The organism is Mycobacterium tuberculosis complex sp. N0072 (assembly GCF_030323725.1).
GTDB lineage: Bacteria > Actinomycetota > Actinomycetes > Mycobacteriales > Mycobacteriaceae > Mycobacterium > Mycobacterium tuberculosis.
Window position 1 is genome coordinate 418589 of record NZ_CP040689.1, and the last position, 26184, is coordinate 444772.

Sequence of the window (26184 nt, forward strand, 5' to 3'; positions counted from 1 at the left end):
TTTACTGCAGTGACGCGCTTCTGCAACGGCCCGCATAATCGGAGAATGGCGTTGTTGCCGTCAACGGTCGTGGGAGTCTTGCTGGCCGCGGGTGCGGGCCGGTGGTATGGCAAGCCGAAAGTGCTGGTTGACGGGTGGCTGGACACCGCGGTCGGGGCGTTGCGCGACGGTGGTTGTAACGACGTTATTTTGGTGCTGGGTGCTGTCGAGGTGTCGGCACCGGCCGGTGTCACCGCGATTACCGCGCCGGACTGGCAGCAGGGGCTGAGCGCGTCAGTGCGTGCGGGTCTGGCCCAGGCCGACCGCGAGCACGCCGACTACGCCGTCCTGCATGTGATCGACACGCCCGATGTCAATGCCAAGGTGGTGGCTCGAGTCCTTGGCCGTGCCTTGGTATCCCGCAGCGGTCTGGCAGGGCGCGGCCGCATACCTGCGCACAGTGCCCGACGTCGAGGCTGTTGAGTGCGGCGACTTGGCTAGTGGTCGCGATGTCGACGTGGACCTCAGATTGGATCCGCCGAATGGACGACCGCGACACTCTTGGTGTGGTCGATGGCGTGGTGCGCGACGGCCGTCACACGATTGCGGACCAAATACCAGCCACCGATGAGGGCCGGTACACCGATCACCGTTGCGGCGATCATCCAGGGACCGTGTTGTTCGTCGAAGTACATCAGGATCAGCACGCCGGCCAGGAAAGCCAGCGTCAGATAGCCGCTGAACGGTGAAAGCGGCATCCGGAATTTCGGCCGCTGCAGCTGCCCGGCGTTCGCCATCCGGTGGAGCCGCAGCTGGCAAGCCACGATCGTCGCCCAGGCCGCGATGACTCCCGTCGCGGCGATGTGGAGCACGATCTCGAAGGCTTGGCTCGGTTTGATGGCGTTGAGAATGATGCCCAACAGGCCGATACCGGCGGTGAGCAGGATCCCGCCGTACGGCACGCCGGTCTTCGACATTGGTGCGGTGAACCTCGGGCCGCTGCCGTTGATCGCCATTGATCGCAGGATCCGTCCGGTGGAATACAGTCCGGCGTTGAGGCTCGACAGCGCGGCGGTGAGCACGACGAGGTTCATCACGCTGCCCGCCGCGTCGATACCGATCTTGGAAAAGAAGGTCACGAACGGGCTGACATGTTCTTTGTAGGCGGTATAGGGCAGCAGCAGGGCCAGCAGGACAGTCGACCCGACGTAGAAGCACGCGATGCGCAACACCACAGAGTTGATCGCGCGCGGCATGATCTTTGCCGGTTCGGCTGTTTCCCCGGCCGCGATGCCCACCAGTTCGATTGCGGCGTAGGCGAATACCACCCCCGAGGTGACCAGCACTATGGGCAGCAGACCGGTTGGCACGATGCCTCCATGGCTGCTCCACAGGGAGACCCCGGTCTCCTGGCCGTCGATCTTGTAGCGCCCAGCGAGAAAGACCGTACCGACGATCAGAAACGTAACCAGCGCGATCACCTTGATCAATGAGGCCCAGAACTCCAGCTCGCCGAAGAGCCTGACCGAGATCAGGTTCATCGACAACACGACCAGCAGCGCGATCAACGCCAGCGTCCACTGGGGGATGGGTTGAAACGCCCGCCAGTAATGGCAATAGTGCGCGATCGCGGTGGTATCGACGATCCCCGTCATCGCCCAGTTCAGGAAGTACATCCACCCGGCGACGAAGGCCACCTTTTCCCCGTAGAACTCGCGGGCGTAGGACACGAATGACCCCGAGGACGGACGGTGCAGCACCAGTTCGCCGAGCGCGCGCAGGATCAGGAACACGAAGATGCCGCAGATCCCATAGACCAGGAACAAACCGGGCCCCGCCGATGCAAGGCGGCCGCCGGCGCCGAGAAAAAGGCCGGTACCGATGGCACCACCGAGAGCGATCATTTGCAGTTGCCGGCTATGGAGGCCTTTGTGATAGCCCGTGTCTTCGCGCGTGAGCCGCTCGTCGGTGATGTCTAGCGGTGGCATTGAGCTCCCTGGGATGGTGGCTTCTTGGGACGCGCGTGAGATGGGGCACACCCAACGGACTGGCTGTCAGGCTATCCCACGCGGCTGCGAGGTGCCGCTTGGCAACCAATCGGAAACAATCGATCGGTCAACGGTGCTTTGTTGTCGTGCCGACCGTCGCGGGTGGCCGCGTTGACAGTCGATATTGCGGTCACAGGCTGACGCGCCTGGCCAGCCAGACGCTCGCGAAGTGCGGGTCCGTCCTGGCCGCGAGGGTGTCGTAGCCGCGGTCGTAGTGTGAGACTCCGACACCTGATCCGCCAGCGCAGAGATGTGAGATCAACGGACGGAAGGCGACGGTGCCCGGCGCGCGCGAGTTGACGCTGCGCGTCGAGCGCGGGGCTCTATTTCGGCGTCGATGGGCAGCATCGGCAGCGTCATCAGCTCGCGCAGCAATTCGTCGTGATCCGCGGCGCTGCGCGCTGGGTACCCGGCCTCGATGGGTATCATTTTTGGTTATCGTTCTGGTTATCATGAATGTTGTGACGGCCCATCCCAAGTACCCGAATGACCCTCTTGCGCTGGTATTGATTGAACTGCGCCATCCGCGGACCGAGCCGCCGGTGCCATCTGCTATCTCCATCCTGAAGGAGGAGCTGGCGCGATGGACTCCCATACTCGAACAGGAGGAGGTGCGGCAGGTCAACCTAGAAACGGGCGAACATACCGCACACTCACAGAAGAAGCTCGTTGCCCGTGATCGCCGCACCGCGATCACGTTTCGACCCGACGCCATGACCCTCGAAGTCACCGACTACCCGGGCTGGGAGGAGTTTCGGTCCATCGTTCACGCGATGGTCACAGCCCGCCAGGACGTGGCCCCAGTCGATGGCTGCATCCGGATCGGTCTGCGCTACATCAACGAGATTCGGGCATCGCTGGCGGAGCCATCCGGCTGGGCGTACTGGGTGGCGGAAAGTCTCCTCGGGCCTGGGACACAGCTTGCCGATCTCAAACTCACCACCACCGCGCAACGGCACGTCATTCAGTGCGAAGGCCCGGAGCCAGGCGACTCCTTGACACTGAGGTACGCCGGTGCGCGCGGCGCGGTCATCCAGTCAACCCCGTTTCTCCAGCGGTTGAAAGAACCTCCGGCAGAAGGAGATTTCTTCCTCATCGATATCGACAGCGCGTGGAGCGACCCCTGCAAGGGCATCCCAGCGCTCGACGCCCACCTGGTGGACGAGGTCGCCGAAAGGCTCCACACACCCATCGGCCCACTGTTCGAATCGCTGATAACTTCCGAACTCCGTACAAAGGTGCTGCAACAACCTGGGCAGGAGTGACCATGACCATTTCGTTCTCTAGCTCGAATCTCCGAGACGACGCCACCTCTGGCAACGGCGATTACCGCCTCGACAAGCTGCCCGAAACCACCCCATCGACCTCGGTGTTCGACCGCGCCGATGTCACCTACCGCCAATTCACGGAACTCCACGGGCAAGCCCGCGACACACGGCGGGAGGCGCACGTGGTTGAGCTGGAGTCCAAGACCGGCGAGCGGGCTCGGTGCGCACCCATGCATGCGCTTGAGCAGCTCGCGGACTACGGCTTTGCCTGGCGGGACATCGCACGCGTTGTCGGAGTGAGCGTGCCCGCAATCACCAAATGGCGCAAGGGCGCTGGAGTTACCGGCGAGAACCGGCTAAAAATCGCCCGTCTACTCGCCCTCATCGACATGCTCTCGGACCGATTCATCGGCGAGCCCGCCTCCTGGCTGGAAATGCCGATCCAAGCCGGAGTGGGAATCACCCGAATGGACCTCCTGGAGCGAGGTCGATATGACCTCGTATTGGCGCTGGCTAGTACCCACACTGGGGACGGTACGGTCGAATACGTACTGAACGAGACTGATAAGGACTGGCGAGAGACCGTTGTAGACAACGCTTTCGAATCCTACACAGCCGAGGACGGCGTGATCTCGATAAGACCCAAGCGGTAACCGTGCCAGAGCTGGAGACGCCCGACGACCCAGAGTCGATATACCTTGCCCGCCTCGAGGATGTCGGAGAACACAGACCGACGTTCACGGGCGACATCTACCGACTCGGCGATGGTCGCATGGTGATGATCCTCCAGCACCCATGCGCGCTGCGGCACGGCGTTGACCTCCATCCGCGACTGCTGGTCGCTCCCGTAAGACCCGACTCGCTTCGTTCCAACTGGGCTAGAGCCCCGTTCGGCACGATGCCGCTTCCGAAGCTCATCGACGGTCAGGATCACTCGGCGGACTTCATCAATCTTGAACTCATCGATTCACCAACGCTTCCGACCTGTGAGCGGATCGCGGTGCTCAGCCAGTCAGGCGTCAACTTGGTCATGCAACGGTGGGTGTACCACAGCACCCGGCTCGCCGTGCCCACGCACACCTACTCCGACAGCACCGTTGGCCCGTTCGATGAGGCAGACCTGATCGAGGAGTGGGTGACGGATCGCGTCGACGATGGGGCCGACCCGCAGGCGGCCGAACACGAATGCGCCTCCTGGCTCGATGAAAGAATCAGCGGCCGCACTCGGCGAGCGCTGCTCAGCGACCGTCAGCACGCCAGTTCAATACGGCGAGAAGCGCGTTCTCATCGAAAGTCGGTCAAGCTGGCGGACTGAGCACTGCTCTCCGGGCTTGACCGGGGCCTCTCCCAGCTACGCCCCGAGCGTGTGCCCTGCCGACACGCGGGAACAAGACCCGCACGACCAGCGTTAGCATGCTCAGTAAGTTGAGTGCATCAGGCTCAGCTCTGAATTGACAGCACACCGCCGTCGAGGCAAGCTTGAGCGGGGTGCACTCATCATAGTGCAGGAAAGAAGCTCTACATATTCAGGAGGATTCACCATGGCTCGTGCGGTCGGGATCGACCTCGGGACCACCAACTCCGTCGTCTCGGTTCTGGAAGGTGGCGACCCGGTCGTCGTCGCCAACTCCGAGGGCTCCAGGACCACCCCGTCAATTGTCGCGTTCGCCCGCAACGGTGAGGTGCTGGTCGGCCAGCCCGCCAAGAACCAGGCGGTGACCAACGTCGATCGCACCGTGCGCTCGGTCAAGCGACACATGGGCAGCGACTGGTCCATAGAGATTGACGGCAAGAAATACACCGCGCCGGAGATCAGCGCCCGCATTCTGATGAAGCTGAAGCGCGACGCCGAGGCCTACCTCGGTGAGGACATTACCGACGCGGTTATCACGACGCCCGCCTACTTCAATGACGCCCAGCGTCAGGCCACCAAGGACGCCGGCCAGATCGCCGGCCTCAACGTGCTGCGGATCGTCAACGAGCCGACCGCGGCCGCGCTGGCCTACGGCCTCGACAAGGGCGAGAAGGAGCAGCGAATCCTGGTCTTCGACTTGGGTGGTGGCACTTTCGACGTTTCCCTGCTGGAGATCGGCGAGGGTGTGGTTGAGGTCTGTGCCACTTCGGGTGACAACCACCTCGGCGGCGACGACTGGGACCAGCGGGTCGTCGATTGGCTGGTGGACAAGTTCAAGGGCACCAGCGGCATCGATCTGACCAAGGACAAGATGGCGATGCAGCGGCTGCGGGAAGCCGCCGAGAAGGCAAAGATCGAGCTGAGTTCGAGTCAGTCCACCTCGATCAACCTGCCCTACATCACCGTCGACGCCGACAAGAACCCGTTGTTCTTAGACGAGCAGCTGACCCGCGCGGAGTTCCAACGGATCACTCAGGACCTGCTGGACCGCACTCGCAAGCCGTTCCAGTCGGTGATCGCTGACACCGGCATTTCGGTGTCGGAGATCGATCACGTTGTGCTCGTGGGTGGTTCGACCCGGATGCCCGCGGTGACCGATCTGGTCAAGGAACTCACCGGCGGCAAGGAACCCAACAAGGGCGTCAACCCCGATGAGGTTGTCGCGGTGGGAGCCGCTCTGCAGGCCGGCGTCCTCAAGGGCGAGGTGAAAGACGTTCTGCTGCTTGATGTTACCCCGCTGAGCCTGGGTATCGAGACCAAGGGCGGGGTGATGACCAGGCTCATCGAGCGCAACACCACGATCCCCACCAAGCGGTCGGAGACTTTCACCACCGCCGACGACAACCAACCGTCGGTGCAGATCCAGGTCTATCAGGGGGAGCGTGAGATCGCCGCGCACAACAAGTTGCTCGGGTCCTTCGAGCTGACCGGCATCCCGCCGGCGCCGCGGGGGATTCCGCAGATCGAGGTCACTTTCGACATCGACGCCAACGGCATTGTGCACGTCACCGCCAAGGACAAGGGCACCGGCAAGGAGAACACGATCCGAATCCAGGAAGGCTCGGGCCTGTCCAAGGAAGACATTGACCGCATGATCAAGGACGCCGAAGCGCACGCCGAGGAGGATCGCAAGCGTCGCGAGGAGGCCGATGTTCGTAATCAAGCCGAGACATTGGTCTACCAGACGGAGAAGTTCGTCAAAGAACAGCGTGAGGCCGAGGGTGGTTCGAAGGTACCTGAAGACACGCTGAACAAGGTTGATGCCGCGGTGGCGGAAGCGAAGGCGGCACTTGGCGGATCGGATATTTCGGCCATCAAGTCGGCGATGGAGAAGCTGGGCCAGGAGTCGCAGGCTCTGGGGCAAGCGATCTACGAAGCAGCTCAGGCTGCGTCACAGGCCACTGGCGCTGCCCACCCCGGCGGCGAGCCGGGCGGTGCCCACCCCGGCTCGGCTGATGACGTTGTGGACGCGGAGGTGGTCGACGACGGCCGGGAGGCCAAGTGACGGACGGAAATCAAAAGCCGGATGGCAATTCGGGCGAACAGGTAACCGTCACTGACAAGCGGCGGATCGATCCCGAGACGGGTGAAGTGCGGCACGTCCCTCCCGGCGACATGCCGGGAGGGACGGCTGCGGCCGATGCGGCGCACACCGAAGACAAGGTCGCCGAGCTGACCGCCGATCTGCAACGCGTGCAGGCCGACTTCGCCAACTACCGTAAGCGGGCGTTGCGCGATCAGCAGGCGGCCGCTGACCGAGCCAAGGCCAGCGTTGTCAGCCAATTGCTGGGTGTACTGGACGATCTCGAGCGGGCGCGCAAGCACGGCGATTTGGAGTCGGGTCCACTGAAGTCGGTCGCCGACAAGCTAGACAGCGCGTTGACCGGGCTGGGTCTGGTGGCGTTCGGTGCCGAGGGCGAGGATTTCGACCCCGTGCTGCACGAAGCGGTGCAACACGAGGGCGACGGCGGGCAGGGGTCCAAGCCGGTAATCGGCACCGTCATGCGGCAGGGCTACCAACTGGGTGAGCAGGTGCTGCGGCACGCCTTGGTCGGCGTCGTCGACACGGTGGTCGTCGACGCGGCCGAACTGGAGTCAGTCGACGACGGCACTGCGGTCGCAGATACCGCCGAAAACGATCAAGCTGACCAGGGCAATAGCGCCGACACCTCGGGCGAACAGGCAGAATCAGAACCGTCGGGCAGTTAACAACAAAAGAGGAAGGCGAGAGGGGGTGACGCGACATGGCCCAAAGGGAATGGGTCGAAAAAGACTTCTACCAGGAGCTGGGCGTCTCCTCTGATGCCAGTCCTGAAGAGATCAAACGTGCCTATCGGAAGTTGGCGCGCGACCTGCATCCGGACGCGAACCCGGGCAACCCGGCCGCCGGCGAACGGTTCAAGGCGGTTTCGGAGGCGCATAACGTGCTGTCGGATCCGGCCAAGCGCAAGGAGTACGACGAAACCCGCCGCCTGTTCGCCGGCGGCGGGTTCGGCGGCCGTCGGTTCGACAGCGGCTTTGGGGGCGGGTTCGGCGGTTTCGGGGTCGGTGGAGACGGCGCCGAGTTCAACCTCAACGACTTGTTCGACGCCGCCAGCCGAACCGGCGGTACCACCATCGGTGACTTGTTCGGTGGCTTGTTCGGACGCGGTGGCAGCGCCCGTCCCAGCCGCCCGCGACGCGGCAACGACCTGGAGACCGAGACCGAGTTGGATTTCGTGGAGGCCGCCAAGGGCGTGGCGATGCCGCTGCGATTAACCAGCCCGGCGCCGTGCACCAACTGCCATGGCAGCGGGGCCCGGCCAGGCACCAGCCCAAAGGTGTGTCCCACTTGCAACGGGTCGGGCGTGATCAACCGCAATCAGGGCGCGTTCGGCTTCTCCGAGCCGTGCACCGACTGCCGAGGTAGCGGCTCGATCATCGAGCACCCCTGCGAGGAGTGCAAAGGCACCGGCGTGACCACCCGCACCCGAACCATCAACGTGCGGATCCCGCCCGGTGTCGAGGATGGGCAGCGCATCCGGCTAGCCGGTCAGGGCGAGGCCGGGTTGCGCGGCGCTCCCTCGGGGGATCTCTACGTGACGGTGCATGTGCGGCCCGACAAGATCTTCGGCCGCGACGGCGACAACCTCACCGTCACCGTTCCGGTCAGCTTCACCGAATTGGCTTTGGGCTCGACGCTGTCGGTGCCTACCCTGGACGGCACGGTCGGGGTCCGGGTGCCCAAAGGCACCGCTGACGGCCGCATTCTGCGTGTGCGCGGACGCGGTGTGCCCAAGCGCAGTGGGGGTAGCGGCGACCTACTTGTCACCGTGAAGGTGGCCGTGCCGCCCAATTTGGCAGGCGCCGCTCAGGAAGCTCTGGAAGCCTATGCGGCGGCGGAGCGGTCCAGTGGTTTCAACCCGCGGGCCGGATGGGCAGGTAATCGCTGATGGCGAAGAACCCAAAGGACGGGGAATCCCGGACGTTTTTGATCTCGGTAGCCGCCGAGCTAGCCGGCATGCATGCACAGACCCTGCGTACCTACGATCGTCTTGGGTTGGTCAGCCCGCGGCGCACCTCCGGTGGCGGGCGCCGCTATTCCCTGCATGACGTCGAGTTGCTGCGCCAGGTGCAGCACCTCTCGCAGGACGAGGGGGTCAACTTGGCCGGCATCAAGCGCATTATTGAACTGACCAGTCAGGTCGAGGCGCTGCAGTCCAGGTTGCAAGAGATGGCTGAGGAGTTGGCGGTGTTGCGTGCCAACCAGCGCCGCGAGGTCGCGGTGGTGCCGAAGAGCACCGCCCTGGTCGTCTGGAAACCGCGCCGGTGAGCGAGCGCGCGTAGCGGGGGAGCGAACGGCGCAGTTGGCACCAGCCGGTGAGCGAGCGCGCGTAGCGGGGGAGCGAACGGCGCAGTTGGCACCAGCCGGTGAGCGAGCGCGCGTAGCGGGGGAGTTAGGGTCCGCTACCGTTGTTGAGGATGCCGGAGAGTCGGGCTCCGTGGTTGCCGAAGCCGGAGATAAGGGCTTGGGTCGCGAGGTCCAGCATGCTCGTGTTGTAGGAACCGGAGACGGTATTGCCTAGGTTCGCCCAGCCCGACAGCAGGTTGCCGAAGTTTTGGAAGCCCGAATTCCCTACGCCGCCAGCATTGAAGAAGCCCGAAGTCTCGGTGAAGACGTTTCCCAGGCCCGACACGGCGGCTGCGGCGTCGTTGAGGAAGCCCGATGCGCCACCGGCGCCGGAGTTGAAGAAGCCCGACGACGGGGTTGTGGTCGAGTTGAAGAATCCCGGGCTCTGCTGCCAGCCGAAGCCGAAGGGGAACGCGCCCACGGTGCCGCTGCCGGCGAAATCGAGGGTTTGGGTGAAAGCCGTGTCGATGGGCTGGTCGGGGTTGATCGTGCTGGCATCGATTTCGTAGGGGCCGAGATGTTCGGTGGTGATGGGTATGGTGACCGAGACATGCTTTACACACCCCTTGAAAGGGATGTAGATCACGCAGACCGACACCCGCAACTTGATGGGTATTTCGAATTCGTCAATAGTGAACGCGTCCTGGGTGATGGCGTTGATGTCGCCCTCGATGGGTATTTCAATGTTGGAACCTATGTCGTAGCTCCACGGGATTTCGGAAACGGCGCTCTGGTAGGCGAAACCGCCTAGGCCCTGGTAGTCGCCCCGCCAGAAGAAGCCGTTGCTGTAGTTGCCCGAATTGAAGGCGCCGGTGTTGACATCGCCGGAGTTGGCGAAGCCGGTGTTGGAGTTGCCCGGGTTGAAGTAGCCGGTGTTGTAGTTACCGGGGTTGAAGCCGCCGGTGTTGTAGTCGCCGGGGTTGAAGCTGCCGGTGTTGGTGTTCCCGGCGTTGAATAGGCCGGTGTTGTAGTCACCGGAGTTGCCAATGCCGGTGTTGACCAGGCCGGTGTTGAAGAAGCCGGAGTTGGCGCTGCCGGTGTTGCCGATGCCGGTGTTGTAGTCACCGGAGTTTCCGATGCCCCAGTTGCCGGTGCCGGAGTTGCCGAAGCCGATGTTGCCGGTGCCGGAGTTGAATAGCCCGATGTTGCCGGTGCCCGAGTTCCAGCCGCCGAACCCGGTCATGGTGTCGCCGGTCAGCCCGATGCCGATGTTTCCGTTTCCGGTGTTGCCGAAGCCGATGTTGCCGATGGCCGCCGTCAGCCCCGGACCGACGTTGCCGAACCCGATGTTGGAGCTGCCGATGTTGGCGCTGCCCAGGTTGAAGTCGCCGATGTTGGCGCTGCCCAGGTTGAAGTCGCCGATGTTGGCGCTGCCCAGGTTGTAGACGCCGATGTTGGCGCTGCCCAGGTTGTAGTTGCCGATGTTTGCGCTACCCAGATTCCAGAACCCGAGGTTGGCCAAGCCCACGCTGAAGGTCGTCTCGGTCGGGCCGTTCTGCAACCACCCAGCCAGGTTGGTGCCGATGTTGAGCAAGCCCGAGACATTTGCCGGTGCTCCCAAGCCGGTGTTGTAGATGCCCGAGATGCTGTTGCCCAAATTCGCCCAGCCCGACTGCAGCGACCCATAGTTTTGGAAGCCCGAATTTCCCATGCTGCTAGTGGCGAAGTTGTAGAGGCCCGAGTTGTTGCCGAAGTTCAGCAAGCCCGATGCGCTGCCAGCACCCCAGTTGAGGAAGCCCGACGACGGGCCGGTGGTGGCGTTGAAGAAGCCGGGCGCTGGCCGCAAGTCGATGATCGGAATGCTGATCGGGCCGGCGCCGGCGCCGCCCACGATGTTGATCACGGTGGAGCCGTCGGGCTTGCCGATGTTGAGGTTGATCGCCGGCGAGGGGCCGAAGTCAATTTCGATGGGTGTGTCCAGCGGGGCCGACGCGTCCCCGCCATGCAGGGTGATCGGACCGACCGGGGCCAAGACGGTGCCACTGAGGATGCCTATGTCGACGCTTCCGCTGGCGTCGATTCTGGGGAACGTAATGGCGGGGATGGAGACATTGGTGATGTCGCCGGTGATGGGGATGTTGACCGGGATGTCGACATTGAGGAACGCGGCAGGTCGCTCGATGGTGATGGTGTAGTTGGCCGCCAGCAGGCCCTGCCGGTCGGCGCGCCAGAGCAAGCCGTTGTTCATGCTGCCGGTGATGAACGCGCCGGTGCCGTAGTCTCCGGCGTTTGCCATGCCGGTGTTGTAGCTACCGGTGTTGTAGGAGCCGGTGTTGTAGTGGCCCGGGTTGGCGATGCCGGTGTTGAAGGTGCCGATGTTGAACAGGCCGGTGTTGTGGTTGCCCGGGTTGGCGATGCCGGTGTTGACCAGGCCCGCGTTGAGCAAGCCGGTGTTGTAGTTGCCGCTGTTTCCGATGCCGGTGTTGCCGGTGCCGGTGTTGCCGATGCCGACGTTGCCGGTGCCCGAGTTGCCGATGCCGACATTGCCGGTGCCCGAGTTAAACAAGCCGATGTTGAAACTGCCCGAGTTGGTGCCGCCGATGCCCACCTGGCTGTCGCCGGATAGGCCGACGCCGAAGCCGCCGGTGCCCATGTTGCCGATGCCGACGTTGCTGGTGCCCGAGTTGAACAAGCCGGTGTTGCCGGTGCCGGAGTTGAACAAGCCGGTGTTGGCGGTGCCGGAGTTGAAGAAACCGGTGTTGCCGGCGCCGGAGTTCAGGGAGCTGAAGCCGGACAAGCCGTCGCCGGTCAGCCCGATGCCGACGTTGTTGTTGCCGGTGTTGAACAAGCCGATGTTGTTGTTGCCGGTGTTGGCAATGCCCTGGTTGAAGTTGCCCGCGTTGGCCATGCCAAAGTTGTTGTCGCCCAGGTTGAACAGGCCCATGTTGGCGATGCCGGCGTTCAGCGGGCCGAACCCGATCTGGTTGTCGCCGGACAGGCCGATGCCGATGTTGTTGTTGCCGGTGTTGCCGAAGCCGATGTTGTAGTTACCGGTGTTGCCGACACCGATGTTGTAGTTGCCGGTGTTGCCGATACCGATGTTGTTGACAGCCGCCGTTAGCCCCGGACCGGTGTTTGCGATCCCGACGTTAAAGTCGCCGATGTTTGCGCCGCCGATGTTCGCGTTGCCAATGTTGCCGAAGCCGACGTTTGAATTGCCGAGGTTTGCACTGCCGAGGTTTGCACTGCCGAGGTTTGCACTGCCCACGTTGAATTGGCCGAGGTTTGCCAGGCCCGCGTTGAAGGTCGACCCGTTCGGGCCGCGGAGCACGCCGGTCAGGTCGGCGCCGACGTTGGAGAGTCCCGAGAGGTTAGCCGGCGTCGCGAAGTCCGCCGCACTGGTGTTGTAGAAGCCCGAGACGGTGTTGCCCAAGTTCGCCCAGCCGGATTGCAGCGAGCCGAAGTTCTGCAAGCCAGAGTTTCCTATGCCGGCGAAAGCGGTGTTCCAGAAGCCCGAATTGTTGGCGCCGACGTTTCCGAATCCAGACGAGCTGCCGGTGCCGGAGTTGAAGAAGCCCGATGAGGGGCCGGTGGTCGAGTTTCCGAAACCGGGGGCCGGCGGGATGTCCAGTAGCGGGATGACGACCGGGCCGGCGCCGCTGGTGATCGTGATGGGTATCGAGGATGAACCGCCGGGGTCGCCGATGTTGATATCGATCACCGGTAAGGTGCCGGCGATCCTCGGAACGATGATGGGTCCGACGCTGAAGTGGGTGACCCCGAGGGCGCGGAGGGTGATAGCCGGAATCTGGAAGCCGTTGACGGCAAGGGTACCGAAGTCGAGATGGATGGGGATGTTGACCGGAATGTTGAGGCTAAAGTTCAGTAGCGGGATCTGGGGAACAGTGATTGCGTAGTGTGCGCCCCACTGGCCTTGGTGATCGCTCTGCCAGAAGGCGCCGTTGCTGAAGTTGCCCCCGATGAAGGCGCCGGTGTTCACGTCGCCGGTGTTGTAGAAGCCGGTGTTGTAGTCGCCGGTGTTGTAGAAGCCGGTATTGAAGTCGCCGTCGTTGAAGCTGCCGGTGTTGGTGCTGCCGGTGTTGTAGCTGCCCGTGTTGGCGATGCCCACGTTGGCGATGCCGGTGTTGGTGCTGCCCACGTTGTAGCCACCGGTGTTGTAGGTGCCCACGTTGGCGACGCCCATATTGCCGGTGCCTGGGTTCCACAGGCCCCAGTTGCCGGTGCCCGAGTTCCCCAAGCCGGTGTTGCCGACACCCGGGTTGCCGATCCCGGTGTTTCCGATGCCCGAGTTGCCAATGCCGATGTTTCCGGTGCCCGAGTTGAACAAACCGATGTTGTTGGTGCCCGAGTTGAACAGGCCGGTGTTGGCGGTACCGGAGTTCCAGGAGCCGAACCCCTGTTGATTGTGGCCGGACAGCCCGATACCGATGTTGTTGTTGCCGGTGTTGGCAAACCCGATGTTGTTGCTGCCGCTGTTGGCGAAGCCCAGGTTGAAATCGCCGGCGTTGCCGAATCCGAAGTTGTAGCTGCCCAGGTTGCCTAGGCCGATGTTGTAGTTACCCAGGTTTGCCGGGCCGATATTGTATGAGCCCCGGTTTCCGGAGAAGACGTTGAAGCTGCCGATGTTGCCATGGCCGACGTTCGCGTTGCCGAGGTTTCCGAGGCCGACGTTGGAGTCGCCGATATTGCCGTGGCCGACATTCCCGCTGCCTACGTTGCCAAACCCGAGGTTGAGGATCTGGGTGTTGTTGACGAAGCCGGCGACCGTAGCACCGACATTCCCTCCGCCGGAGAGATTGGCCGGCATCGAAAGCCCAAGCGTGCTCGCATTGACAAGGCCGGAGACAGTGTTACCGAAGTTGAACCCGCCGGAGATCAGCTCGCCGAAGTTCTGGACGCCCGAGATTCCCGAGCTTCCAGAGGTGAGGTTGAAGAAGCCGGAACTATTGCTGCCCACGTTGCCAACGCCCGACACGGTACCGGTACCGGCGTTGAAGAATCCCGACGACGGGGTGGTCGTCGAGTTCCCGAATCCCGGGGCCGCCGGTATATCGATGAGTGGAATCTTGATCGGCAATAGACCGCCGGTGCCGGCGATATCGATCAGCGGGTCCGGCCCGCTACCCAGGTTGATGCCGATATTGGGAAGGACAATCGAGATGTTCGGGAAACTGAATGCATCGAGTGTGGCGGCATTGAACGGTATGCCGATCAAGAAGATATCGCCGGTGATCTCCGGGAATCTGAAGCCATGAACGGTGAACGTGCCAAGTGTGCCGGTGACCGGGATATCGAGGAAGATCGGCACGTGCAGTTTCACCGGAACGGCGGTGTCGGGCACGGTGATCGTTTGGCTGATCCCCGCCAGGCCTTGGTAATCGCCCCGCCACCAGAACCCGTTGCTGTAATTGCCGGTGATGAAGCCGCCGGTGTTGACATCGCCCGAGTTGGCCAGTCCGGTGTTGTAGCTGCCGGTGTTCAAATAACCCGTGTTGTAGCTACCCGGGTTGAAGCCGGCCGTGTTGAAGCTGCCGGCGTTGAAGCTGCCGGTGTTGTAATGGCCGGTGTTGAAGATGCCGGTGTTGACGTTGCCGGCGTTGAGCAAGCCGGTGTTGACGTCGCCGGTGTTGAAGATGCCGGTGTTGGTGTCACCGGTGTTGGCGATGCCCCAGTTTCCGGTGCCCGAGTTGCCGATGCCGATGTTGCCGGTGCCCGAGTTGAACAAACCGATGTTGTTGGTGCCAGAGTTGAACAGGCCGCTGTTGCCGCTGCCGGAGTTCCAGCCACCGGCAAAATTGAAGCCCTGCTGGTTGTCGCCGGACAGGCCGATACCGATGTTGTTGTTGCCGGTGTTGGCAAACCCGATGTTGTTGTTGCCGGTGTTGGCGAAGCCCAGGTTGAAGTCGCCGGCGTTGCCGAATCCGAAGTTGTAGCTGCCCAGGTTGCCTAGGCCGATGTTGTAGTTACCCAGGTTCGCCGGGCCGATGTTGTATGAGCCCTGGTTTCCGCCGAAGACGTTGAAGCTGCCGAGGTTGCCGCTGCCGAGGTTGAAGCTGCCGATGTTCGCCAAGCCGGCGTTGCTGTCGCCTACGTTGGAGAAGCCGACGTTGAATTGGCCGATGTTTCCCAGGCCGAGGTTGAACATCGACATCCCGGTCGCCTGGTCGTGGAAGAACCCCGCGAGGTTGCTGCCGATGTTGAACATGCCCGAGACGTTGGCCGGTGCCCCGATGCCGGTGTTGAATACGCCCGAGACGGTATCGCCCAGGTTCGCCAGTCCCGATTGCAGCGAGCCGTAGTTGTTGAAGCCCGAGGTCGCGGAGTTCGCGACGTTCTGGAAGCCGGAAATGTTGGCGCCGATGTTGGCGATGCCCGATACGGTTCCGGGGCCGCCGTTGAAGAAGCCCGAGGACGGATCGGTGGTGGCGTTGAAAAAGCCCGTGGTAGCCGCAATGTTGACGAACGTGACATCGAAGGGACCGACGCTTGCGGTGGCCGGGATCCTGATCGCGGTCGAACCGCCAGGGTCGCCGATGTTGACCGTGATCGCGGGACCGGTCCCGGTGATGGGCGGGAGAACGGCCTTGCTGATTGCACCGGCCAGCAGGGGGATCCCTGCGATGTCGATGGTGAAACCGAAGTTGATTTGCTCAAGCGTTATGCCGCTGTAGACGGTGTTGGTGAAGCTGGCGGTGATGGGGATGTTGACGGGAACTTCCACGGTGACGTGTGCGGGTATTTCGGGAACATGGACCCGATAGCCCGCGCTGAATAGGCCCTGCTGGTCGCCGCGCCAGAAGGCGCCGTTGCCCATGTCGCCGGTGATGAAAGCCCCGGTGGCGATATCACCCTGGTTGGCAAAGCCCGTACTGAAATTGCCGGTGTTGTAGAAGCCCGTGTTGAAGTCGCCCAGGTTGGCGATGCCGGTGTTGGTGTCGCCGGTGTTGTACCAGCCGGTGTTGTAGCTGCCCCCGTTGGCGACACCGGTGTTGACGATGCCGGTGTTGAAGAAGCCCGTGTTAGTGCTGCCGGTGTTGCCGATGCCGGTGTTGCCGCTGCCGGAGTTGCCGATACCCCAGTTGCCGGTGCCCGAGTTGCCGATGCCGACGTTGTTGGTGCCGGAGTTGAACAAGCCGATGTTCGCGGTGCCTGAGTTCCAGCCGCCAGCAAAATTGAAGCCCTGCTGGTTGTCGCCGGACAGCCCGATGCCGATGTTGTTGTTGCCGGTGTTGGCAAATCCGATGTTGTTGTTGCCGGTGTTGGCAAAGCCTTGGTTGAAATCGCCGGCGTTGCCGAAGCCGATGTTGTAGTTACCCAGGTTCGCGAAACCGATGTTGTAGTTACCCAGGTTCGCCGGACCGATATTGTATGAGCCCTGGTTTCCGGAGAAGACGTTGAAGCTGCCGACGTTTCCGCTGCCCAGGTTGAAGTCGCCGAGATTTGCGCTGCCGATGTTCAACTGGCCCAGGTTGGCAAGGCCCGCGTTGAAGATCGTCCCGGTCGGACCGCGGAACACGCCGGACAGGTTGGTGCCGATGTTGTTCAGGCCCGAGACATTGGCCGGCGTGGAGAGGTTCACCGTACTGGTGTTGAAAAAGCCCGATACGGAGTTGCCCAGGTTCGCCCAGCCTGACTGCAGCGAGCCGAGGTTCTGGAAACCCGAATTCCCTATCGCGCTGCTCAAACCACTGTTCCAGACGCCTGAACTGCCGCCGCCGACGTTTTGGAAGCCAGATGTGCCACCGGTGCCCGAGTTGAAGAAGCCGGACGAGGGGTTGGTGGTCGAATTTCCGATGCCCGGCGCCGGATCGATCTTGAGGAAGGTAATCGTGCGGCTCTCCAGAGCACCGACAATGCTGATGGGGACGGTCACCGTCGGTCCGCCGATGGTGAGGGTGATCGTCGGAACGGTCAGCGTGGATGCGCTGAGATTGACCGGGCCGAAGAAGAACAAACCGCTCAGATAGAAGGTTTGGGGGAAAACGGTCGAGGCCTCGGTGACCGTGATCATGTTGCCGCCGAAGGTCATTACGTTGTGTACGTCAATGACCATCTGCTCGTTTATGGGGATGAATGGAGTGGTGACCGAGAGATCGATGGCAATCTGGCCCTGGTTATCGCCCGCCACCAAGAAGCCATTGTTGAAGTCGCCCGTGTCGAAAGCGCCGGTATTGACGTTGCCGGGATTGAAGAAGCCGGTGTTGGTGTCACCCGGGTTATAGCTGCCGGTATTGGTGTCACCCACGTTGAAGTTGCCGGTGTTGGTGTTACCGACGTTGAAGCCGCCGGTGTTGTAGCTGCCCGTGTTGTAGAAGCCCGTGTTGAAGTCGCCGGCGTTGAGGATGCCCGTGTTGTAGCTGCCAGCATTGAGGATGCCGGTATTGTCGGTACCCGGGTTCCCGATACCCCAGTTCCCGGTGCCCGAGTTTGCGATGCCGACGTTTCCGGTGCCCGCGTTGAAGATGCCAACGTTATTGGTGCCCGAATTGAACAGGCCGCTGTTGCCGGTGCCCGAGTTCCAGCCGCTAGCAATATTGAAGCCCTGCTGGTTGTCGCCGGACAGCCCGATGCCGATGTTGTTGTTGCCGGTGTTGGCGAACCCGATGTTGTTGTTGCCGGTGTTGGCAAAGCCTTGGTTGAAGTCGCCCGCGTTCCCGAAGCCGACGTTGTAGTCGCCGACGTTTCCAAAACCGATGTTGTAGATCCCGAGGTTTCCGGATCCGATGTTGTAGTTTCCCAGGCTTCCGGAACCGACATTGAATACTCCGATGTTTCCACTGCCGATATTGAAGCTGCCGACGTTGCCGCTGCCCAAGATGTTTTGGCTGCCGAGGTTGCCGCTGCCAAGGATGTTGAAGTCACCGACGTTTCCGCTGCCGAGAATGTTGTAATTGCCGATGTTGGCGTTGCCGAGAATGTTCACGACGCCCCGGTTTGCCAGGCCGAGATTGAAGACCGGTGGGCCACCGAAAAATCCCGACATGTTGCTTCCGGTGTTGAAGAAGCCCGAGATCAAGGCCGGCGTTGTGATGGCCACCAGGCTCATGTTGAACAAACCCGATACGGTGTTGCCCGAGTTGATCACGCCCGATACCAGCACGCCCGCGTTTGCCAGGCCGGAGTTACCGATGGCCCCCGACGAAGAGTTGAAGAAGCCAGAATTGTTGGCACCGGAGTTCAGGAAGCCGGACGCGCTACCGGCACCGCTGTTGAAGAATCCCGACGACGGCGCACTGGTCGAGTTGAAGAAGCCGGGGCTCCCGAAAATCAGGCCTTGGTGGTCGCCGCGCCACAAGAAGCCGTTGTTGAAGTTGCCAGTAATGAAGGCGCCGGTGTTGACATTGCCGGAGTTTGCCAAGCCGGTGTTGTAGTTGCCGCTGTTCAGGTAGCCCGTGTTGTACTGGCCCATGTTGAAGCCGCCGGTATTGCTGTTGCCCGGGTTGTAGCTACCGGTGTTGTAGTTGCCGGCGTTGCCGACGCCGGTGTTGGCTATTCCGGAGTTGAAGAAGCCCGTGTTGGCGTCGCCGGAGTTGCCAAAACCGGTGTTGTAGCTGTTGCCCGAGTTGCCAATGCCCCAGTTCCCGGTACCCGAGTTGCCGATGCCGACGTTTCCGGTGCCCGAGTTGAACAGACCGATGTTGCCGGTGCCCGAGTTCAGGCCGCCGAACCCCAACAAACCGCTACCCGTGAGCCCGATACCTCGGTTGCCGTCTCCGGTATTGCCGAAGCCGATGTTGTTGCTGCCGGTGTTGCCAAACCCGATGTTGTTGCTGCCGGTGTTGCCGAAACCGATGTTGTTCAGCGCTGCGGTCAACCCAGGACCCACGTTGCCAAACCCGATGTTGGAGCTGCCGATGTTGCCGCTGCCGATGTTGCCGTTGCCGATGTTGGCCGAGCCGAGATTGAAGTTCCCGACATTACCGTTGCCGACGTTGCCCTCGCCGACGTTCGCCAAGCCCAGGTTGCGGAAGACCCGCGTGGTCACCTGAGCCGCGGCCGCGCTGACCAGCGCACCGCCGCCCGCCACGGTCGGCAGCGCCTGGCCGAACGGTGTCAACGCCGAGACGGCCGCCGAAGCCCCGGCATGGTAGCCAAACATCGCCGCCACGTCCTGGGCCCACATCTGCTCGTAGGCGGCCTCGGTGGCCGCGATCGCCGGGGCGTTTTGGCCCAGCAGGTTCGAGACCACCAGCGACGCGAACAGTGCCCGGTTGGCCGAGATGATCGCCGGATGTACCGTCGCCGCCAGGGCTGCCTCGAAGGCGGCCGCCGCCAGCCGGGTTTGGGTGGCCGCCTGCTGGGCCTGCGCCGCCGCCGCGCTCAACCAGCCCAGATAGGGGGCGGCCGCTCCCGTCATCGCCGTCGACGCCGCGCCCAGCCACGAGGAACCTGCCAGCCCCGCCGTCACCGCCGAAAACGAGGCCGCGGCCGAACCCAATTCGTCGGCCAGTCCATCCCAAGCGGCCGCCGCGTCCAGCATCGGCGCCAACCCGGCACCCACGTACAGGCGCGCCGAATTGATCTCCGGGGGCAGCACCGCGAAGCTCATCTAGCGTCCCTAACCGGAACCGCTGACCACCACCGCGTGGTGGGTGGAGCCAAACGTCCCGTTCCGCGCTTGGGTGTCTTGACAGTGACGATTATTCAACAGACGCCTGACGCAGGTTTGGCTTTGGAGTGTCGAGACAGAAAATCTCAGCTAGGGCTGGCCGGGCAGTAGCCGCACCATCAGGCCGTTGCCTTCGGCCAACAGCGTCTCGTCGCTGTCAAACAGTTCCGCGCACACAAACGCCTTTCGGCCCTCGGTATTGGTGACTCGTCCGCGTACGATCAACGGCACATCAATCGGGGTGATTCGGCGGTAATCAACGTGCAGAAAGGCGGTCCGGCTGATCGGCCGTCCCGCCGCATGCGAGATCATGCCGAACATGTGATCAAACAACAGCGGCAACACGCCGCCGTGCACCGCGGAGTTGCCCCCGACGTGAAACCGGCTAAACGACCCCCGCATCTCAACACCGTCGGTGCCGTACCGGGTCACCGTCCATGGCGGTAGCAGCAGGCTGCCCATGCCGGGCAGGCCGGGGGTCCGCCCGGCCGGCGCCTTGCCTTCGTCGGCCTCAAATGGGCTCAGCAACTCGACGAGCGCGGCGGCGCGCTCGGCCGCCTCGTCCCACACGGCGTCGCCGGGGTCCGCCGCGACCGCCAGGTCCTGCAACCGGCGCATGGTCGCCACGAACTGGCCGAACCCCGCACCGGGACTGGCCGGACCGTACTCCGGAAATCCACCGTGGTGGTGATACTCGGGATCGAGTTCGTCGGGGTGCACTGACGCATCTGTCACGGGCGATCCTGCAGGACGTCCCGGCGCACGATGGTCTGTTCCCGCCCCGGACCGACTCCAATGCACGAAACCGGTGCTCCGGCAAGCTGTTCCAGTCGCAGCACATAATCACGCGCTTTGGCGGGCAGGTCGTCGAACTCGCGCGCCCCGGAGATGTCTTCCCACCAGCCCGGCAGCTCCTCGTAAACCGGCTTGGCGCGGCAAAGATCCCGCTGGGTCATCGGCATATCGCGGGTGCGCCGGCCGTCGATCTCATATCCGACGCAGACCGGCACCGATTCCAGGCTGGACAGCACGTCGAGCTTGGTCAGGAAGTAGTCGGTGATGCCGTTGACCCGGGCGGCGTAGCGGGCAATGACGGCGTCGAACCAGCCGCAGCGCCGGCGCCGGCCGGTGGTCACACCGAACTCGCGGCCAGTCTTGGACAGGTATTCGCCGTGTTCGTCGAACAGCTCGGTGGGGAACGGGCCGGAGCCCACCCGAGTGGTGTAGGCCTTGAGAATCCCCAGCACGGTGCCGATGCGGGTCGGGCCGATACCAGAGCCCACGGCCGCGCCACCCGCCGTCGGATTCGACGATGTCACATACGGGTAGGTGCCGTGGTCGACATCGAGCAGGGTGCCTTGAGAGCCTTCCAGCAGCACCGTTTCGCCGGCCTCCAGGGCAGCATTGAGTAGCAGCCGGGTGTCGGCGATGCGATGCTTGAAACCCTCGGCCTGCTCCAGCAGCGCGTCGACCACCTGCGCGGGGTCCAGGGCCTTGCGGTTGTAGATCTTGACCAGCACTTGGTTCTTGAACTCGCACGCGGCCTCGACCTTGTGGGTCAATTGTTCCGGGTCCAGCACATCGGCGACCCGGATCCCAATACGGGCGATCTTGTCCTGGTAGCACGGCCCGATACCACGGCCGGTGGTGCCGATCTTCTTGCTGCCCATATAGCGCTCGGTGACCTTGTCGATAGCAATGTGGTAAGGCATCAGCAGATGGGCGTCGGCGGAGATCAACAGCTTGGCGGTGTCCACGCCGCGGTCTTGCAGTCCCCGCAGCTCATTGAGCAGGACACCGGGATCGATCACCACGCCGTTGCCGATAACGTTGGTGACCCCGGGCGTCAGCACACCCGACGGGATGAGATGCAATGCGAAATTCTCGCCGGTAGGCAAGACGACGGTGTGCCCGGCGTTGTTGCCCCCCTGATAGCGCACCACCCACTGCACGCGGCCACCCAACAGGTCGGTGGCCTTACCCTTGCCCTCGTCGCCCCATTGGGCGCCGATGAGGACGATCGCCGGCATGAGTTGCTCCCACCTGGTCTCGCAGGCTATGCCCGCTTATTGTGGTCCAGCCGGTGACCTACCCTACCCAGCAGGTTGCGAGGAGCTGTCATGTATACGGCCGAGAACGCACCCGGCGTCGCGGTGTTGCTCTCCGGTGATGCCGACGTGCCCGGCCCGTTGACCGGCTTGCCTACCCATCAAGACAACCTGGACACCGTCATCGGACGGTATTCGCGGCTCATCGTCGTCGGCGCCGACGCGGACCTGGGGGCGGTACTGACTCGGCTGTTGCGCACCGACCGGCTCGACGTCGAGGTGGGTTATGTGCCGCGCCGGCGCAGCCCCGCGACCCGGGCCTACCGCTTGCCGGCCGGGCGCCGGGCGGCGCGGCGCGCCCGGTGTGGCGTCGCTCGGCGGGTGCCGCTAATCCGTGACGAGACCGGGTCGGTAATCGTCGGCCGAGCACAGTGGCTGCCGGCCGAAGAGCAGGCCCTGATCCACGGCGAGGCGGTCGTTGACGACACCGTGCTGTTCGATGGCGATGTGGCCGGGGTGTGCATCGAGCCGACGCTGACCCTGCCAGGCCTGCGAGCTGCGGTAGACGGCGCCGGAAAGTGGCGGCGGTGGATCGGCGGGCGCGCCGCGCAGCTAGGCACCACCGGTGCTGCGGTACTTCGGGACGGTGTCGCGGCGCCCCGCCCGGTGCGCCGATCGACGTTTTACCGCAACGTCGAGGGTTGGCTGCTGGTCCGGTAGTTTTCGACCGGTGAGCGAGACGGGCCAGCGCGAGTCGGTGCGACCCAGCCCGATCTTTCTGGGCCTGCTCGGATTGACGGCCGTCGGGGGCGCGCTGGCCTGGCTGGCCGGGGAGACGGTGCAGCCGCTGGCCTACGCCGGGGTGTTCGTCATGGTGATCGCCGGCTGGCTGGTGTCGCTGTGCCTGCACGAGTTCGGTCACGCGTTCACCGCTTGGCGTTTCGGTGACCACGACGTCGCAGTGCGCGGCTACCTGACGCTGGATCCCCGCCGCTACAGCCATCCCATGCTCTCGCTCGGTCTGCCGATGCTGTTCATCGCCCTGGGCGGGATCGGTCTGCCGGGTGCCGCGGTGTATGTGCACACCTGGTTCATGACGACGGCGCGCCGCACCCTGGTCAGTTTGGCGGGGCCGACGGTCAACCTGGCGCTGGCCATGTTGCTGCTGGCGGCGACCCGGTTGTTGTTCGACCCGATCCACGCGGTGTTATGGGCCGGGGTGGCGTTCCTAGCATTCCTTCAGCTCACCGCGCTGGTGTTAAACCTGCTACCCATCCCGGGTCTGGACGGCTATGCGGCCCTGGAGCCGCACCTGAGACCCGAGACGCAGCGCGCCCTGGCGCCGGCCAAGCAGTTCGCTTTGGTGTTTCTGCTGGTCCTGTTCCTGGCGCCGACGCTGAACGGGTGGTTTTTCGGGGTGGTGTACTGGCTCTTCGACCTGTCTGGCGTGTCGCACCGGCTGGCCGCCGCGGGCAGCGTGCTGACCCGTTTCTGGAGTATCTGGTTCTGACCGTTCAGAGCCCAAGCGCCGGACGGGCCGCGGGGTCACAGTCGTCAAGCAGATCCAGGCAGCGTCCATACTCGTCGGTCTCGCCGATAGCGGCTGCGGCGCGCGCCAGCGCCGCCACACACCGTAGGAAACCCCGGTTGGGCTGGTGGGAATACGGCACCGGGCCGAAGCCCTTCCAGCCATGGCGGCGCAGCTGGTCCAGGCCGCGGTGGTACCCGGTACGCGCGTATGCGTAGGCCGTGACGGTCTTGTCGTCGGCCAGCGCCCCTTCGGCGAGCACCGCCCAGGCGACCGACGCCGACGGATGCGCGGCCGCGACGATGCTCGGACTTTCGTTGGCAAGCAGCTCCGCTTCGGCGTCGCTGTCGCCAGGCAACAGGATTGGCTCAGGTCCCAAGAGATCACCCATCGACGTCATGGGAGTTATTGTGCGCTTGGTCACGTCACCTCGACGATGGGGCCAACCGAAGGCTGGGTCGCTAAGCTCCAAAGAGCCACTCGATACCGGGAGGACAGCAGCACCCATGTCCAACGCACCCGAGCCAGACCGCTCAGCCGGTGAATCCGGGAGCGAACCGGCCGGCGAGCGGTCCGCCGATCCTGGCGAGGAACGCACCGAAAGCTACCCCCTGGTGCCTCACGACGCCGAAACCGAGACCGTGGTGATCACCACCTCCGACAACGATGCCGCGGTTACGCAACCGGAAGCGCAGCGCGAACGCCGTTTCACCGCGCCCGGCTTCGACGCCAAGGAGACCCAGGTGATCGTCACGGCCCACGAGGCAGCCACCGAGGTTTTCCAAACCAACCAGGCGCCGACCACCCCGCCGCGGATGCCAACCGGAATGCCCCCGAAAACTGCTGTGCCACAATCAATCCCGCCACGGACGGAGGCGACGTCAGTCCGGCAACGCACCTGGGGCTGGGCGCTGGCGGTGGTAGTGATCGTGCTGGCGTTGGCGGCAATCGCGATCCTGGGCACCGTGCTGCTGACCCGCGGCAAACATTCGAAGATGTCGCAGGAAGATCAGGTGCGGCAGGCCATCCAGAGCTTGGACATCGCCATCCAGACCGGCGACCTGACCGCGCTGCGTTCCCTGACTTGTGGCTCCACCCGCGATGGCTACGTGGATTATGACGAGCGTGATTGGGCCGAAACCTATCGCCGGGTTTCGGCGGCCAAACAATATCCGGTCATCGCCAGCATCGACCAGGTCGTCGTCAACGGCGCGCACGCCGAGGCCAATGTCACCACTTTCATGGCGTTCGATCCCCAGGTCCGCTCGACCCGCAGCCTCGACCTACAGTTTCGCGACGATCAGTGGAAGATCTGCCAGTCCTCCAGCAACTGAAGCCAGGATTGGCTGGTTTGCCCGCATTTTGGCCATTGGTCAGTGCTAGGACCGGTCCGCACCACCGGCACGTCACCAGGACCGACTAGTCCGAACACCGAAACGAGCAACCGTAGCCGAAATGCGGCTGGATCCCGTCTGTGGCAATGTACTGGCGGCCTGTTCCCGCAGAGACGGCGGCATAGCGTCTCGATCGTCAACGAGAGGCAGGTGATCGCCAGGTGAGCATCCGCCCCGCCGAGAACTCAACACTCGACATCCGCCACGTCATCGGTATCGGCACCCCGAAAGCCGTCGATTTGTGGCTCGACGTCGTCACCGAGCTGCCGGATCGCGCCCGCGAACTCGGGTCGTTATCCAAAGCCGAACTCGGAAAGCTTGGCCCACTGCTCGACGGCACCAACGCCGTCGAGCTATTCGAGTCGATCGACGACAAGCTGGCCGCAGAGGCACTGCACGCGATGGATCCGTCGCTGGCCGCCACCTTCCTCGAGGCCCTCGACTCCGACCACGCCGCCAACATCCTGCGCGAATTCAAGGAGCCCAAGCGGGAGGCGCTGCTGACGTTGCTACCGCTGGAGCGGGCGATGGTGCTGCGTGGCTTGTTGAGCTGGCCGGAGGACTGCGCCGCGGCCCACATGGTGCCCGAAACGCTGACCGTACGCCCGAACATGACGGTGTCGCAGGCCGTCGCCAGCGTGCGGGAACGCGCCTCGGGCCTGCGCAGCGATGCACGAACCACCGCCTACGTCTATGTGACAGACGCCGACTCCCACCTGCTGGGTGTGATCGCCTTTCGCGCCCTGGTGCTGGCCAATCCCGAACAGCGAGTCCGTGAGCTGATGGGTGACGACCTCATCGTCGTGTCGCCGTTGACTGACAAGGAGCTCGCGGCGCAGACAATCATGGGCCACAACCTGATGGCGGTTCCCGTCGTCGATGCCGACAACCGGCTACTGGGCATCATCGCCGAAGACGAAGCCATCGACATTGCCGAGGAGGAAGCAACCGAAGACGCCGAGCGCCAGGGTGGGTCGGCCCCGCTCGAGGTGCCCTACCTGCGGGCGTCGCCGTGGCTGCTATGGCGCAAGCGGGTCGTCTGGCTCCTGGTACTTTTTGCTGCCGAGGCCTACACCGGCAGCGTCCTGCGGGCGTTCTCCGACGAAATGGAGGCGGTGATAGCGCTCGCGTTCTTCATCCCACTGCTGATCGGCACCGGCGGCAACACCGGCACCCAGATCGCCACCACTCTGGTCCGCGCGATGGCCACCGGTCAGGTCCGGTTTCGCGATGTGCCTGCGGTGTTAGCCAAGGAGCTGTCAACCGGTGTGCTGGTCGGCCTCACTATGGCCGCCGCCGCGGTGGTGCGCGCCTGGACATTGGGCGTGGGCCCGCAGGTGACCCTGACGGTCGCGCTGACGGTGGCCGCCATCGTGGTGTGGTCGTCGCTGGTGGCTGCCGTCCTTCCGCCGCTGCTGAAGAAGTTGCGCATCGACCCGGCCATCGTTTCGGGGCCGATGATCGCCACCATCGTTGACGGCACGGGTCTGCTCATCTACTTCCTGGTCGCGCACCTGACGCTGACCGAGCTGCACGGCTTGTGAG

The 26184-nt window shown here is 63.6% G+C and carries 17 protein-coding genes and 2 pseudogenes; 12 read left to right on the forward strand and 7 right to left on the reverse strand.

What is annotated here, in order from left to right; genetic code table 11:
• Positions 1–45 precede the first annotated feature (45 nt).
• Positions 46–610: pseudogene (locus FF952_RS01830) on the forward strand (nucleotidyltransferase family protein).
• Here the strand turns inward: FF952_RS01830 and FF952_RS01835 are convergent.
• Complete coding sequence (locus FF952_RS01835) at positions 504–1967, reverse strand: amino acid permease (protein WP_003898409.1); 1464 nt, start codon at positions 1965–1967, stop codon at positions 504–506. The pseudogene FF952_RS01830 and the gene FF952_RS01835 overlap by 107 nt on opposite strands.
• Positions 1968–2479: 512 nt before the next feature.
• On the opposite strand from FF952_RS01835, the gene FF952_RS01840 reads away from it, so the two are divergent.
• Together FF952_RS01840 and mosR are read left to right on the forward strand one after the other, a co-directional pair.
• Entirely contained in the window at positions 2480–3292 is an 813-nt protein-coding gene (locus FF952_RS01840; protein ID WP_003911187.1) for a TIGR04255 family protein, read from the forward strand.
• A gap of 2 nt (positions 3293–3294) precedes the next feature.
• Entirely contained in the window at positions 3295–3948 is a 654-nt protein-coding gene (gene mosR / locus FF952_RS01845; RefSeq protein WP_003401756.1) for a hypoxia/intracellular survival transcriptional regulator MosR, read from the forward strand.
• Here the strand turns inward: mosR and FF952_RS01850 are convergent.
• Entirely contained in the window at positions 3903–4121 is a 219-nt protein-coding gene (locus FF952_RS01850) for a hypothetical protein (RefSeq protein WP_003918061.1), read from the reverse strand. The genes mosR and FF952_RS01850 overlap by 46 nt on opposite strands.
• On the opposite strand from FF952_RS01850, the gene FF952_RS01855 reads away from it, so the two are divergent.
• From FF952_RS01855 to FF952_RS01875, 5 genes are all read left to right on the forward strand, one after another.
• A complete protein-coding gene (locus tag FF952_RS01855) occupies positions 4068–4610 on the forward strand; it encodes a hypothetical protein (RefSeq protein WP_003401808.1) in 543 nt (180 codons plus the stop codon). The two genes, FF952_RS01850 and FF952_RS01855, sit on opposite strands and share 54 nt — an antisense overlap.
• A gap of 226 nt (positions 4611–4836) precedes the next feature.
• Entirely contained in the window at positions 4837–6714 is a 1878-nt protein-coding gene (dnaK, locus tag FF952_RS01860; RefSeq protein WP_003902963.1) for a molecular chaperone DnaK, read from the forward strand.
• Entirely contained in the window at positions 6711–7418 is a 708-nt protein-coding gene (gene grpE, locus FF952_RS01865) for a nucleotide exchange factor GrpE (protein ID WP_003401817.1), read from the forward strand. Before dnaK ends, grpE begins: the two co-directional genes overlap by 4 nt.
• A 35-nt stretch (positions 7419–7453) precedes the next feature.
• Complete coding sequence (gene dnaJ, locus FF952_RS01870; protein WP_003904388.1) at positions 7454–8641, forward strand: molecular chaperone DnaJ; 1188 nt, start codon at positions 7454–7456, stop codon at positions 8639–8641.
• On the forward strand, positions 8641–9021 hold the full coding sequence (locus FF952_RS01875) for a heat shock protein transcriptional repressor HspR (RefSeq protein ID WP_003401823.1): 381 nt from the start codon (positions 8641–8643) through the stop codon (positions 9019–9021). The genes dnaJ and FF952_RS01875 overlap by 1 nt, the downstream gene beginning before the upstream one ends.
• A 124-nt stretch (positions 9022–9145) precedes the next feature.
• On the opposite strand, the gene FF952_RS20880 is transcribed toward FF952_RS01875, so the two are convergent.
• From FF952_RS20880 to FF952_RS01890, 4 genes and pseudogenes are all read right to left on the reverse strand, one after another.
• On the reverse strand, positions 9146–9697 hold the full coding sequence (locus FF952_RS20880; protein WP_031748451.1) for a hypothetical protein: 552 nt from the start codon (positions 9695–9697) through the stop codon (positions 9146–9148).
• Positions 9698–9779: 82 nt separating this feature from the next.
• A pseudogene (locus FF952_RS01880) lies at positions 9780–19609 on the reverse strand (PPE family protein).
• Positions 19610–19759: 150 nt separating this feature from the next.
• Positions 19760–20404: a PaaI family thioesterase gene (locus tag FF952_RS01885; RefSeq protein WP_003401827.1), complete on the reverse strand. Its 645-nt coding sequence runs from the start codon at positions 20402–20404 to the stop codon at positions 19760–19762.
• The gene (locus tag FF952_RS01890; RefSeq protein ID WP_003401829.1) at positions 20401–21699 is read right to left on the reverse strand and encodes an adenylosuccinate synthase; all 1299 of its coding nucleotides are present in this window, start codon (positions 21697–21699) and stop codon (positions 20401–20403) included. The genes FF952_RS01885 and FF952_RS01890 overlap by 4 nt, the downstream gene beginning before the upstream one ends.
• Positions 21700–21789: 90 nt before the next feature.
• On the opposite strand from FF952_RS01890, the gene FF952_RS01895 reads away from it, so the two are divergent.
• Both FF952_RS01895 and FF952_RS01900 read left to right on the forward strand, forming a co-directional pair.
• Positions 21790–22437, forward strand: coding sequence for a hypothetical protein (locus tag FF952_RS01895; RefSeq protein ID WP_003401831.1), 648 nt, complete (start codon positions 21790–21792; stop codon positions 22435–22437).
• A gap of 10 nt (positions 22438–22447) precedes the next feature.
• Complete coding sequence (locus tag FF952_RS01900) at positions 22448–23227, forward strand: site-2 protease family protein (RefSeq protein WP_003401851.1); 780 nt, start codon at positions 22448–22450, stop codon at positions 23225–23227.
• Between the two features lie 4 nt (positions 23228–23231).
• Here the strand turns inward: FF952_RS01900 and FF952_RS01905 are convergent, their stop codons facing one another.
• The gene (locus tag FF952_RS01905) at positions 23232–23645 is read right to left on the reverse strand and encodes a DUF3151 domain-containing protein (RefSeq protein ID WP_003401852.1); all 414 of its coding nucleotides are present in this window, start codon (positions 23643–23645) and stop codon (positions 23232–23234) included.
• A 106-nt stretch (positions 23646–23751) separates the two neighbouring features.
• Here FF952_RS01905 and FF952_RS01910 point away from each other — a divergent pair, with 106 nt between their 5' ends.
• Together FF952_RS01910 and mgtE are read left to right on the forward strand one after the other, a co-directional pair.
• Positions 23752–24579: an Rv0361 family membrane protein gene (locus FF952_RS01910; protein ID WP_003401853.1), complete on the forward strand. Its 828-nt coding sequence runs from the start codon at positions 23752–23754 to the stop codon at positions 24577–24579.
• 221 nt (positions 24580–24800) lie between these two features.
• The gene (mgtE, locus tag FF952_RS01915; protein ID WP_003898415.1) at positions 24801–26183 is read left to right on the forward strand and encodes a magnesium transporter; all 1383 of its coding nucleotides are present in this window, start codon (positions 24801–24803) and stop codon (positions 26181–26183) included.
• Position 26184 lies beyond the last annotated feature (1 nt).